Origin of the sequence: Flavobacterium sp. LHD-80, from assembly GCF_030929605.1 — a bacterium.
Taxonomy (GTDB): domain Bacteria; phylum Bacteroidota; class Bacteroidia; order Flavobacteriales; family Flavobacteriaceae; genus Flavobacterium.
The window spans coordinates 151958-166841 of sequence record NZ_JAVFVS010000012.1 but is presented as its reverse complement, the minus strand read 5'-3'; the positions used below and the strand labels follow the sequence as shown (position 1 = coordinate 166841).

Sequence of the window (14884 nt, the reverse complement as noted above, 5' to 3'; positions counted from 1 at the left end):
AGAGACAAAAACGCAAACTATTGCAGTTTTTTCTTAATCCTACACATTCAATAGAATTATTTGATATATTTGCTCTGAATTTTAACTTTTTAAAAAAATGCTGAAAGCCGAAAGACATAAATATATAATGACTAAGCTTGTTGAAGAACAGAAGGTTGTGACAACTGATTTGGCTTTGGCTCTGGATTTGTCGGAAGATACTATTAGACGAGATTTAAACGAACTCGACAGCAAGAAACTACTGGAAAAGGTGTATGGCGGGGCAGTTCAGGTTAAAGAAAAATCTGCAAATGTTTTTGATATACATATTTCAGATGAAGAGGAAAAAAAACAGATCGTAACAAAAGCATTGTCTTTGTTGCATGATGATCAGGTTATTATTATGAGTGGAGGAAGTACAAATTTAGTATTTGCAAAACTGATTCCTTCAGATTTAAAAGCTACAATATATACGTATAGTCTTCCAATTGCAATGCAGTTGTCGCAGCATCCAAATATCGATTTAATATTTATTGGAGGAAAAATGCAAAAAAACGCAATGGTAACAATTGGTATCGATGTAATGCAGGTTGTATCTAAAATTAAAGCCGATATTTGTTTCATAGGCGCGAGTAGTATCAATATTAAACAAGGACTTACTGAGATTGGCTATGAAGTCTCAATGGTAAAAAAGGCAATGATAGAAGCTTCTGATAGAGTGGTTTCCATGTTTTCTTCAGAAAAACTTGATACAAAAATGCCTCATGTTGTTTGCGATTTAAACCATTTGGATACAATTGTAACGAATTTAAATCCGGAAGATGCAAGGCTTGAAGAATACCGAAAATCAGGCGTTTTTATATTGTAATTTAAAATTCAGTTTAGCTTTTATGCGTTTTTTTGCGTTATTTTAATTTTATTTTGTTAAATAACGCAAAATAATGTAACTGTTTTGATTTTTGTATCTATATTTGTTAAAACTAAATTTTAACTACAATAGATATATTATGAAAACCACTACTTCTTTGGCTTACGACATACCTGGAAAATTTGAAGAAACCCGATTTGAAAAAAATCATAATGTAATCTTTGAAAATTCTGCTGAAGCTTCAAAAAATGTCGCTCAAGAAATAGCTGAATTAATACGTTCCAAACAATCTACTAATGAATCATGTGTACTTGGCCTGGCTACAGGATCTTCGCCAATTAAAGTATACGAAGAATTGGTTCGAATGCATAAAGAAGAAGGATTGAGCTTTGCCAATGTAATCTCTTTCAATCTGGATGAATATTATCCAATGAATAAAGAGAATCGCCAAAGCTATCATTACTTCATGCACCAGCATCTTTTTAATCATATTGATATTAAGCCTGAAAACGTAAATATTCCTGATGGAACAATTGCTTTAGATGATTTAAATCAATATTGCATTGATTATGAATTAAAAATTAAAAATGCTGGTGGACTTGATTTTCAGTTACTAGGAATCGGTCGTACGGGTCACGTTGGATTCAATGAGCCTGGATCTCACATCAATTCAGGAACTCGAATCATTACTTTAGATCATATTACAAGAGTCGATGCATCATCTGACTTTAATGGAATTGACAATGTTCCAAAACGTGCAATCACAATGGGAGTTTCGACCATTATGAAATCAAAGCGAATTGTCTTGATGGCTTGGGGACAAAATAAAGCCTCTATTATTAAAAGAACAATCCAAGGCGATATCAGTTCTGAAGTTCCAGCAACGTTTTTACAAAATCATCCAAATGCAACTTTCGTTTTAGATCAATCTGCAGCATCAGAATTAACGCGTTTTAAAACGCCTTGGCTGGTTGGAGAATGTATTTGGACAGAAGAATTAAAAAGTAAAGCCATCGTTTGGCTTTGTAAAAAAACGAAACAATCTATCTTAAAATTAACAGACCGTGACTATAATAACAACGGAATGTCTGATTTACTTGCGCTTGGAAGTTCTGCCTACGATTTGAACATCAATATGTTCAACGTATTGCAGCATACTATTACAGGATGGCCGGGCGGAAAACCCAATACAGACGATTCGCATCGTCCTGAAAGAGCCAATCCAGCTAAAAAAAGAGTAATCCTTTTCAGTCCGCATCCAGATGATGACGTGATTTCGATGGGAGGAACTTTCTCAAAATTAATTAAACAAGGCCATGATGTACATGTTGTATATCAGACTTCTGGAAATATTGCTGTGACTGATGACGAAGCATTGAAGTTCGCCGAAGTTTGCAACGATTTTGCTGGAGAAAATCTTCCAAAAGACATCAATTTCAAATCGGTTATTGAATTTTTAAATAACAAATCTGAAAATCAGATTGATTCTTTAGAAGTTAGAAAACTTAAAGGATTAATCAGAAGAAGAGAATCGTACGCAGCAACAAGATACATCGGATTAAAAGATGAAAACACGCACTTTTTAGATCTTCCGTTTTATGAAACAGGACAGGTTAAAAAGAATCCGTTAGGTCAGGAAGATATTGAAATTGTAAAAGAAATCATTTCAAGAATAAAACCGCATCAAGTTTTTGCTGCGGGCGATTTAGCAGATCCGCACGGAACACACGAAGTTTGTCTGAACGCAATTTTTGCAGCGATGGCAGCATTGAAACCAGAAAAATACATGGACGACTGCTGGCTATGGTTGTACAGAGGCGCTTGGCACGAATGGGATATTCATGAAATTGACATGGCAGTACCGCTTTCTCCATCAGAAGTATTGTTGAAACGCCACGCGATTTTATATCACCAGTCTCAAAAAGACCGAGTTATGTTCCAAGGAAACGACTCAAGAGAATTCTGGGTTAGAGCCGAAGACCGAAATAAAAATACAGCAATCCTTTATGATGAATTAGGATTAGCAGAATATGAAGCTATTGAAGCTTTCAAACGTTTTGATTATTAGTTAGTATGCTTGTATGAAAGAACCTGGCGAGATTTTATCCCGTCCCGAAGCTTCGGGATCGGGACGTCAGGTTTAAAATTATACAATCATAGCAGCTTTTCAAATTAACTACCAAAAACAACACAATACAATAATGCCTGATTTAAATCAATTAAAACAACTATCTGATTCCTTAGAAGGAACGCTTTTTTATGATGATCTTCATAAAAAACTGTACGCTACAGATGCTTCTGCATATAGAATTATGCCAGAAGCCGTTGCGATTCCTAAAACCGAAGATGATATTGTAAAAATCATTCGCTTTGCTTCAGAAAATAATATTTCAATAACACCCAGAACGGCAGGAACTTCGTTGGCGGGACAAACGGTTGGAAACGGAATTATTGTAGATGTCTCAAAACATTTTACCAAAATTGTTGCTTTTGATGCCGAAAAGAAAACCATTACAGTCCAACCCGGAGTAATTCGAGATGAACTGAATTTGTATTTAAAACCACACGGATTATTTTTCAGCCCAACAACTTCAACGACAAATCGCTGTATGATTGGTGGAATGGTGGGGAACAATTCATCAGGAACAACTTCGATTCGTTATGGCGTTACCCGAGATAAAATTGTAGCGTTAAAAACGGTTTTAAGTGACGGAAGTATTGCGGTTTTTAAAGATTTAACTTCAGAGGAATTTATTGAGAAAACGAAAGGCGATTCTTTAGAAAATAAAATTTATAAAACGATTTACGAGGAACTTTCGAATAAAGAAAATCAGGAAGAAATTAATAGAGAATTTCCAAAACCTGAAATTCACAGACGAAATACAGGTTATGCGATTGACATATTATTAAAATCAGAACTTTTTTCGGGAACTGAAGATACAATCAATTTAGGGAAATTGCTTTGCGGAAGTGAAGGAACTTTGGCATTTACGACTGAGATTACTTTGAAAGTTGATGATTTGCCACCCACAAACAATATTATGGTTGTGGCGCATTTTCATACCATTCACGAAAGTTTAGAAGCGGTGGTTACGGCAATGAAACATCATTTGTACACTTGCGAAATGATGGACGATACGATTTTAGATTGTACCAAAACCAATAGGGAACAATCTAAAAACCGATTTTTTATTGTAGGCGAACCTAAAGCTGTTATTATGCTTGAAGTGGGATCGCATATTAGTATGGAAGATGCCGAACTACAAGCTGACGCTTTGATTAAAGATCTTCAAGATAATAATTTTGGATATGCGCTCCCTAAAATTTACGGTGCCGATATTGATAAAGTAAATGAGGTTCGAAAAGCTGGTCTTGGACTTTTAGGAAGTATTGTTGGTGATGATAAAGCAGCCGATTCTATTGAAGATACGGCAGTTGAATTGAGCGATTTACCTAATTATATTGCCGATTTTGCGGCAATGATGGAAAGACACGGACAAAGTGCGATTTATTACGCACATGCTGGAGCCGGAGAATTGCATTTGCGTCCAAAGATCAATTTAAAAACAAAAGAAGGATTACACCAATTCAGAAATATTTCTACGGAAGTGGCTCATTTGGTGAAAAGATACAGAGGTTCGTTAAGCGGTGAACATGGCGACGGAATTTTAAGAGGGGAGTTTCTGCCTTTTATGATTGGTGATAAAAACTATGAACTGCTAAAACGAATAAAAAAAGCATTTGACCCAAATACCATTTTGAATGTTGGGAAAATTGTAAATGCTTCAAAAATGGATGAAAATCTTCGTTTTGAAGCGGGAAGAGTTGAACCAGATATTAAAACGATTCAGGATTTCTCAGACAGTTTAGGGATTTTACGCGCTGCCGAAAAATGTAATGGTTCTGGCGATTGTCGAAAATTACCTTCGGCAGGTGGAACTTTATGTCCAAGTTATCGCGCTACTCGAAACGAAAAAGATACTACTCGCGCTAGAGCAAATGCGCTCAGAGAATATTTAACCAATTCTGAAAAAGAAAATAAATTCGACCACGAAGAATTATACAAAGTATTTGAGTTGTGTGTGAGCTGTAAAGCCTGCGCCAGCGAATGCCCAAGTAATGTTGACGTAGCAACTTTGAAAGCCGAATTTTTATACCAATATCAAAAAGCAAACGGGTTTTCTGTTCGCAATAAAATATTTGCTTTCAATTCGAAGTTGAATAAGTTTGGAAGCATTGCGCCGTCAATGACAAATTTTGTGGCCAATTTGTCTTTGGTCAAAAAAAGCATGGGAATTGCTCCTGAAAGACAAGTACCGCTTTTGGCTCCAAAAACCTTTAAAAAATGGTACGAAAAAAATAAAAAATCGGCAGTAAATAATTCTTTTAAAAACGGAAAAGTATATCTTTTTTGTGATGAGTTTACCAATTATTATGATGTGCCGGTTGGAATTGACGCATACGAATTACTGACGGCGCTAGGTTACGAAGTCATTATTATAGATCACGAAGAAAGTGGAAGAGCTTTCATATCAAAAGGTTTTCTGGAAGAAGCACAGGAAATTGCCAATAAAAATGTGACTATTTTCAAAGATTTAATTTCTGATGCTATTCCATTAATCGGAATAGAACCATCGGCTATATTGACTTTTAGAGACGAATATCTGCGATTGGCAAAAGACAAAGAAAGCGCAGAAAAACTGTCAAAAAATGTTTTTACTATCGAAGAATTTTTCAAAAGAGAAATTACAACTGGAAAAATTCATTCCGGACAATTTTCAGATGTAGAAAAAACAATAAAGATTCACGGACATTGTCATCAAAAGTCATTAAGTACCGTTGAAGCTTCTTTTGCAATGCTGAATGTACCAAAAAATAGTACGGTTACGATTTATAATTCGGGTTGTTGTGGTATGGCAGGATCTTTTGGTTATGAAAAAGAGCATTACGAAATCAGTATGCAAATGGGAGAAGATACTTTGTTTCCAAAAATTCGTGCAACAGAATCTACAACAGCAATTGCTGCTGCGGGAACAAGCTGTCGCCACCAGATTTTTGACGGAACAAACAGAAAAGCAATGCATCCGGTGACGATTTTAAGAGACTGTTTGAAATAAGTCTCTCAAAGAGAGCAGAAAATAAATAAAAAATTGTGTGTTGCGATTTACATCAAGTAACGCATAAAATTAGGTTGGTTACCTATCCTAACAGGTTTTTAAAACCTGTTAGGTATTTTTTAGCCACTCCCGATAGCTATCGGGATAAAAGGATTAAAATGATTTTCGCCACGACCCGAGCAACAGCGAACTGGCGAAGCAATTGCACAAATTTCCACGAATAAAATCAGTCTAATCTGCTAAATCTGCGTGAAAAAAAACTTAACCACAATATAATTTAAAAGGGAATTCAATAAATAAAAAAAATACACATGAAAAATCTATTTTTAAGAATATTATTGCTTTTTATAGTCGTTTCCGGGTTTTCGCAAAATGCAGAATCAGGAAATATCAAGTTTGTACAGCTTACTGACCTGCATGTTTCAGTAGGAAATGATAATGATTTTTTACTGCAAAACATCGTAAAAGAAATCAATAATTCTGATTTTGAATTTGTTGTCGTAACTGGAGATTTAACCAATCGTGGTGCCGATGACGAACTAAAACAAGTACATTCAATACTTTCTAAATTGAATAAACCTTATTATGTAGTTTCGGGAAATCACGAAACCAACTGGAGCGAAAGTGCCGGTTTGACTTATAAAAAGATATTTGGAGAAGATCGATTTGTATTTTCAAAAGGAGATTATGTTTTCATCGGCTTTCCGTGTGGGCCTTATATGAAAATGGGAGATGGATTTGTTAAACACGAAGATGTACTTTGGTTGGATAAAACCCTAAAAGAGAATCTTAAAAACAGCAATAAAAAAGTACTGAATTTTGCTCATTATCCATTAGATAATAGTGTAAGCAATTATAAAGAAGTACTTTCTGTTTTACAAAAATACCCAACTGTTGCCACTTTTTGCGGTCACGGGCACACTTTAAGAAAATATGATTTTTCTGGTTTGAGTGGTTTAATGGGAACATCAATTACTTCGCTTGACGGAAAAACACAAAGTTATAACCAAGTAATTATCAGCAAAGACAGTATCAGCATTTATCAAAAAGAAATTGATAAACCGGGAGTTTTTAAATTTTCAGTTCCGTCTAAACCTTCAAATATTGAAATTCCGAAAGATAATTTGGTTATGCAATCTCCATTTTTAAAAGATATTGCTTCGATTTACTCTCTTCCGGTATTTGACAAAAAGAATCTTTATTTTACCAATTCTATTGGCGAAATAAAATCGATTAATCTGAAAAGTAAAGCACAGAATTGGAAAACTGAAACAGGAAATTCAATTTATTTTTCACCAATAATTGTAAAAAATAATTTAGTAATTGGAACAATAGAAGGAAATCTGCAAGGTTTTGACACGCAATCAGGAAAACAAAAATGGACAATTCCTGTTGGCGGTGTTTTAGTAGGTTCGCCAATTGCAGAAAATAATAGAGTTTATACAGCAAGTTCAACAGCGTTTATTTGTGCCGATGCTGTTACCGGTAAAGTAATTTGGCAAAATAATTTACCAACTTCGTATTCACAAGGGATTCCGTTGATTCAAGGTGATAAAATCATTTTTGGAGTTTGGGATTCGTATGTATATTGTTTGGATAAAAACACAGGGAAACTGATCTGGAAATGGAATAATGGCAACGATAAACAAATCTTATATTCTGCTGGAAATGTAAATATGGTTGCATCAAAAAACCGACTTTATTTCGTTACGCCACAACGTTTTTTAACTGTTTTAGATATTGAAACCGGTAAAACGCTTCTAAGAACTCAGAAATGGAAAATTAGAGAATCAATGGGCAAAAGCCAAGACGGAAAATGGTTTTATGGCAAAACAATGGATGGAGAACTGATAAGAGTACCGCTTAACGATGATATTGAATTGACAGAAGAAAGTTTTGTCAACCAAACTAAAGTTTTGGATTTAAAATGGGGGTACGAACACAACCCTGCTGGAATATTGGAAAAGAACAATAAAATATACGTAGGAAGCCGAAAAGGTGAAGTGGTAATTGTGGATGCTGCTAAATTTGAAATTATAAAACAAATTAACTTGGGAAGTTCAAGCATCAACGGTTTTACAGTCGATGACAAAGGACAAGTTTGGGCATCATTAATCGAAGGCGGAATTTATTCACTGGAATAATTTTAAGAGTTTTTTTTCTAGCGTACAAATTTGCTCGCAAAGTCGCAGAGTCGCAAAGTTTTTTTAAGCTTTTTAATAATGCTTTGCGACTCTGCGACTTTGCGAGATTAAAAAGAAAACTTTGCGAACCTTGCGTAAATCTTCGCGAACTTTGCGGTTAAATTTTTCAACAATAATCAAAAATGCGATCATATGAAAAGTCTAAAAATCTTAATTCTAATATTGCTGTTTCAAACGAAACTTTTCAGTCAGGAATCACCAAAAAGAGAAATGCGTGCGGCATGGATTTCGACTGTAGATAATATCGACTGGCCATCAAAACCAGGTTTATCAGACAAACAGATGAAATCGGAAATGATTATGATTTTAGATAATCTAAGATCAAATAATTTGAACACCGTAATTTTCCAAATCCGTCCAACTGCTGATGCGTATTACAAATCAACAAAAGAACCGGCATCGCATTGGATAACCGGAACTCAAGGCGTTGCTCCCGGATTTGATCCTTTGCAAATGATGATTGATGAAGCCGGAAAAAGAGGAATGAATGTTCACGTTTGGCTGAATCCATATCGTGTGCAAAAAGATACTTTAAAAGATGTATTGACAAAAACACACTTATATTTTAAGAAACCAGAATTGTTTTTGACGTACGGAAAATCAAGATATTTTAATCCGGGTTACAAAGAAACCAGAGATTTCGTTTCTTCTGTAGTAGGCGAAATAGTTCGAAATTATGACATTCAGGCCGTTCACATGGATGATTATTTCTATCCATATAAAATTGAAGGACAAGAGTTTCCTGATGAAAAAGCATTTGCAAAAGAACCACGTCAATTTAAAGACAAAGACGATTGGAGAAGAGACAATGTCGATTTGATCATTAGACAAATCAGAGACACGATAATTGCTAATAAACCAGAAGTTGAATTCGGAATTTCACCTTTTGGCGTTTGGCGAAATATCGCAAAAGATTCACAAGGTTCTAATACCAAAGCAGGAGCTACCAATTATGATGACTTATATGCTAATATTTTAAAATGGCAGAAGGAAAACTGGATTGATTATGTAACACCGCAAATTTATTGGCACATTGGTTTTGACAGAGCTAATTTTGAAGTTTTGGCAAAATGGTGGGCCGAACATAAATATGGAGCCAATGTTTATGTAGGCCACGGCGATTACAAAATTTCGAATACCGCCAAAGAACCAGAGTGGAGAAGCCCAGATCAAATCGTAAAACAGATCGAAATGATTCGTAAAATACCTCAAATAGACGGTTCGATGCATTTTACAGCAAATTCATTCTTTAAGAAAGGCGATACATTGCGAAATCCTCTTATTCAAAAACCATATAAATACATTGCCTTAACGCCCGAAGCAAATAGAATTACAAGGATAAAACCGCAACCGCCAACAAATGCGGTAATTGCCAAAAAAGGTAATACTGCATCATTGACTTGGAAGGCAGGAATTAACGACAAGAAATATGTGATTTATAAATTTCCGAAAGGAAAAATAACCGATTTCTCAAATCCAGCAAATATTTATTACGTAACAACAGCAACAAAATTAGAAGTTCCAAATGCTGATTTGGAGCATTCTATTTATGCCGTTTCCGCTTTAAGTCAGACACAGACAGAAAGCGCTCCAATAGAATTTACAACAAAATAAAAATATAGTAATGAAAAGAAGCATTCTATTAATTGCCATTTTTCTTAGTTCATTAAATGCAATACAAGCACAGCAATTAGATATAATTCCGAAACCGGTAAAAGTCGAACAAAAAGAAGGAATGTTTATTATTCCTTCATCGGTACAAATTATTGTAGACAAAAAAGTAGAAAAAAGTGCTGATTATATAAAAGCTTCTGTTTCAAAATACACAGGAATTAGTCCCGTGATTTCCATTGGAAACACACATAAAAAAAACACAATTGCATTTTTGGTTGATGAAAAAATGAATATTCCAAACGATGGTTATAAATTGACTATCAATAAAAAAGGAATTCTGATAAAAGGAAAATCTTCAAACGGAGTTTTAAACGGACTTCAAACCTTACTACAGATTTCTTCAGCAAAAGACGTTAAAAAAGGAAGTGTTTCATTTGCAAAAATAGAAGATTATCCACGTTTTGAATGGCGTGGCATGATGCTCGATTGTTCAAGACAGTTTTTTGACAAGCAAACTGTTCTGAATTATATCGATTGGCTTGCAGCACATAAAATGAATATTTTTCATTGGCACTTAACTGATGATAACGGCTGGAGAGCTGAAATCAAATCAATGCCAGACTTGACTTTAAAAGGAGCTTGGAGAGGACCGGGAGAAGTTTTGCTTCCATCTTACGGATCTGGCGATAAGCGTTACGGCGGATTTTATACGCAGGCCGATATGAAAGAAGTCGTGGCGTATGCATCGGCTCGAGGTATTTCGGTAATGCCCGAAATTGAAATTCCGGGACATTCGCGTGCGGTAACGGCTTCGTATCCAGAAATTGGATGTGCTATAAGCCAGGAACTTAAAAGTGTTCAGGGCGAAGTAAAAAACGTTTGGTGCGTTGGTCGCGAAGAAAACTACCAAATTTTAGATTCGATTATCAGAGAATTTTCAGAGATGTTTCCGTTTGAATATATTCATGTTGCAGGAGATGAGGTAAATAGAGCCAATTGGGAGCATTGCCCAAAATGTCAAGCTCTGATGGCTAAAGAAGGTTTTACAGACAGTTTTCAGCTTCAGAATTATTTCTTTAAAAGAGTTCAAGCGATTGTGGATAAATACCATAAAAAAACGGATGGATGGAATGAAATTTTGAAAGGAGGAGAAATCAACCCGAATACTTTAATTTCTGCATGGCAAGGAATAAGTTACGGAATTGAATCGGCTAAAAAAGGATATGAAACCATAATGATGCCGGGGCAATATCTATATTTTGATATGGCGCAATCTGATACTGAAAGAGGTCATCGCTGGGCCGCTATAACGGACACCAAAAGAGCGTATTCGTTTGAGCCAATTCCGAATGATGATTTAACGCCAGAACAACAGAAATTGATAAAAGGAGTTCAAGGGGCTTTATGGAGCGAATATTTAGATCGCCCGACACGTTTTGTAGAATATCAAAGTTATCCGAGAATCAGTGCTTTATCTGAAATTGGCTGGTCTAAAAAAGAAGACAAAAACTGGGATGATTTTTACGGAAGATTAACGCGCAGCCATTTACAACGTTTGGCAAATATGGGAATTGCTTTTAGAGATTTTCCGCCAACTGCAATTTATCAAAACGGGACAATTACCGTAACGCCACCTTACGAAGGCGCAGTTGTACGTTATGATGCGCAGGGAAATGAACCAACAAGACAATCAGCTTTGTATACAAAACCAATTCAGACAAAGGATTACGAACAATTTATGTTCCGTACTTTTTTTAATGAAGATGTGGCAAGTCCGGCTGTAAAAGCAGAAAAATTACCTGTTGCCAATTGGAATACTTCAAAAGTTGAGGTTTTGAATATTTCAGAAAATATTTCGGAACATGTAGATAAAAACGGTATTTGGTATTTGGCATTTAACCCAACAGATGGAAGCGCAAATGGCGTTGTTAGAACGGTTTCTCTTTATGAAAACGATAAAGTATTACAAAGTTTTTCGGATGAAAAAACATTGAGATCAAAACCGCGTTTCCGATTTGTAATTGAAAATTACAATGAAAAAAACACCTATCGTTTAGATTTTACAGTTGAAAATAAAGAGGCAAAAGAATCATCAGTAAAAGTAAATTTCAATTGTTCGCCTTATTTGGAGCCAGAAGTAAAAGTGACGTCGTCGATGGCTGAAAATCCAAAATTCCCAATGGCAACTTTAGAAGATTATAATATTGAAAGTTATCTGCGTACCGACGTTCCTTGTGCAAATGGCGACTGGATTTTGTATACTTTTACTAATCCTGTAACTTCTTCAAAAATTGATGTTTTGACGGGAATTCCACATCACCCAAGATTCATTGTGAACAACGGTTATGTTGAATATTCGTATAACGGAATTGATTTTATAAAAGGCGATGCTTTTGATTACGGAAATGCTTCAATCTATCCAAAACAACCTGTAAAGGCAGTTAAAATTGTGATTACAGGAACAAACAACGAACCGCTGATGGCAAGTCAGGACTTACGAATTAATCCATAGAAATATGAAAAATATTGGTACTAGAATTATAATGGTTTCTTTGGTTTTTTTCGGAATAAATGTTTATTCGCAGAAAAAATCTTTTGATGAAAAACGAAATGAAGTTTACATCGATTCGATGATGACAAATGCGCTCGAAAAAGGATTTTTTCCGGGAGCTGAAATTATAGTGGGAAATAAAGATGCTGTTTTAATTTCGAAAAACTATGGCTTTCACGATTACTCGAAAAAACAGCCTGTAAAATCAGATGATGTTTACGATTTGGCTTCGATGTCTAAAGTTTTGGGAGCAACTCTTGTGACAATGCGTTTAGTTGGCGATGGTAAAATGAATTTAAAAGATAAAGTAGGTGATGTAGTTGCAGTTTATAAAGACACTCCAATTGCCGATTTGACGCTGTTTGAATTATTAACGCATACTTCAGGATTGAAAGCCAGTATTACTTTTTATCAAAGTTTGCTTTCAACACCTGATGGTTTGCCTTTATTAAGCAAAGATAAATCAGATATTTATCCTGATTTGTTTGATACGATGTATGTTAATAAGAACATTATTTACGATGCCAATTATCTTTCTTTTACACCGAAAGAAAATTGGGTTCAAGTTTATAAAAACATGTGGATAAATCCAGAATTTTATAAAACGGTTTATGCTCAAATTGCCACTGCAAATACAAATGTACGTGGGAAATATGTTTACAGCGACCTGAATTTGCTTTTGGTAAAACAAATGATTGAAGCCAAAACAGGTTTGAAATTAGATCAATTGGCAAAAGAAATTTATTCGGAACTAGGAATTTCAAAAATTGGATATAATCCTTTAAAATGGACTTCAGAAGAAAATGTAATGCCGACAGAATTAGATAATTTTTTCAGAAAAGATACCATTAAAGGATATGTTCACGATGAAGCGGCGGCGATTTTTGGTGGTGTTTCAGGAAATGCAGGTTTATTTGCGAATGCACAATCAATCTCAGTGATTTGTCAAATGTTGTTGAACAATGGAAAGTATAAAGGAAAACAAATTTTGAAAGCAAAAGTGGTAAAAGAGTTTGCTGAATCGCCTTTAGCAAAAGAAGGAATCTACCGCGGACTTGGTTTTGACAAACGAAAACCAGATGAGTTTTTTAAAGCAAATGATTTTGGACATACCGGTTTTACAGGAACTTTTTTCTTTATGAATCCAGATAATAATCGATTTTTAATTATTCTGACCAATCGCGTAAATCCAACAAGAACAAACAGATTGATGTATAAAGATGATTTTAGTGCTAAAATTTGGAGGCAAATTAATAGATAAAAGTTAGACGCAGATTAAACAGATTAAAAGGATTTCTTTAGCCACGAATTGCACGAATTTCCACGAATTAAATTTGCTAAATCTGTTAAATCTGTTAAATCTGCTAAATCTGCGAGAAAAATTTTGTAACAGTATTATCTGATTTATAAAGAAAAAAAACAAAAAAAATGAAACAAGCAATTATCAATGGCGTTATACATACCGGTGATGAAATCATTACCGATAAGGTCATTATTATTGAAAAGGGAAAGATTCTTTCCATTCGAAAAGAAGTTCCAGATGGTGTTGAAACAATTGATTTGCAAGGAAAACATATAGCTGCAGGTTTTATAGATATTCAAATAAATGGTGGAGAAAAACTTTATTTTAGCCAAACTCCAACCGAAGAAGCAATTGAGGATATTTACATTGCCAGTCTTAAATATGGGACAACTCACGTGCTTCCGTGCTTAATATCTTCTTCTCACGAAACTATTCTTCAAGGAATTGAGGCCGTTCGAAATTATAGAAAAAAGCACAATAATGGCGTAATCGGAATGCATTTGGAAGGCCCGTTTTTAAATCCGTTAAAGCGTGGCGCGCACAGTATCAATCAGGTTCGTAAACCTACAAATTCGGAGCTTGAGGAAATTATTCGCCTAGGAAAAGATGTTATAAAAGTCATCACAATTGCACCAGAATGTTTTACTGATGATCAATTAAATATGTTACTGGAAAGTGATATTGTTATATCAGCAGGTCATTCAACAATGACGCATAAAGAGGCGCAGTATTATTTTGCTAAAGGCATAAAGCTAGTAACGCATTTGTTTAATGCAATGACGCAATTTGGGCATCGTGAACCCGGTTTGGTTGGAGCTGTTTTTGAAAATGAAAATGTTTACGCTCCGGTTATTCTTGATGGTGCACATTGCGATTATGCAGCCGCAAAAGTAGCCTACAAATTAAAACAGGATAAAATGTTTTTAATTAGTGATGCAACCTTTTTAGGACGTAGAGTTGAAAGCTTCAAATGGGATAATTTTGATGCGCATTTGCAAGATGGTTTTTACAGAAATAACGAAGGCAATTTAGCAGGCGCAGCAATATCAATGCAGGAAGCAGTTCAAAATGCGTATAGAAATTTAGATGTTTCGGCAGATGAAGCTATAAAAATGGCAACTTCACGAGTGGCGAGCGCAATTGGTTTAGAAAATCAACTAGGAAAAATAAAACAAGGATTTCCGGCAAGTTTTGTCAAATTTGATGTTGATTTATCTCAAATTGAAACATTGAACTTTCTTTAAAAAA

At 35.0% G+C, this 14884-nt stretch carries 8 protein-coding genes; all 8 read left to right on the top strand.

The annotated features are described in order from the left end of the window. The first annotated feature begins 97 nt into the window (after positions 1–97). Positions 98–847 (top strand): DeoR/GlpR family DNA-binding transcription regulator, encoded by a 750-nt coding sequence (locus RB619_RS17660; RefSeq protein ID WP_308099907.1) that lies wholly within the window; start codon positions 98–100, stop codon positions 845–847. Between the two features lie 139 nt (positions 848–986). After that, on the top strand, positions 987–2915 hold the full coding sequence (gene nagB, locus RB619_RS17655) for a glucosamine-6-phosphate deaminase (RefSeq protein WP_308099906.1): 1929 nt from the start codon (positions 987–989) through the stop codon (positions 2913–2915). 133 nt (positions 2916–3048) lie between these two features. Then, entirely contained in the window at positions 3049–5964 is a 2916-nt protein-coding gene (locus RB619_RS17650; RefSeq protein WP_308099904.1) for an FAD-linked oxidase C-terminal domain-containing protein, read from the top strand. A gap of 311 nt (positions 5965–6275) precedes the next feature. Beyond that, positions 6276–8108, top strand: a complete 1833-nt coding sequence (locus RB619_RS17645) for a PQQ-binding-like beta-propeller repeat protein (RefSeq protein ID WP_308099902.1) — start codon at positions 6276–6278, stop codon at positions 8106–8108. 192 nt (positions 8109–8300) lie between these two features. Next, positions 8301–9782, top strand: coding sequence for a family 10 glycosylhydrolase (locus RB619_RS17640; protein ID WP_308099900.1), 1482 nt, complete (start codon positions 8301–8303; stop codon positions 9780–9782). 10 nt (positions 9783–9792) lie between these two features. Then, complete coding sequence (locus tag RB619_RS17635) at positions 9793–12294, top strand: family 20 glycosylhydrolase (protein WP_308099898.1); 2502 nt, start codon at positions 9793–9795, stop codon at positions 12292–12294. A gap of 4 nt (positions 12295–12298) precedes the next feature. Continuing rightward, complete coding sequence (locus tag RB619_RS17630) at positions 12299–13594, top strand: serine hydrolase (RefSeq protein WP_308099896.1); 1296 nt, start codon at positions 12299–12301, stop codon at positions 13592–13594. Positions 13595–13761: 167 nt separating this feature from the next. Beyond that, a complete protein-coding gene (gene nagA, locus RB619_RS17625; protein ID WP_308099894.1) occupies positions 13762–14880 on the top strand; it encodes an N-acetylglucosamine-6-phosphate deacetylase in 1119 nt (372 codons plus the stop codon). The last annotated feature ends 4 nt before the right edge of the window (positions 14881–14884 follow it).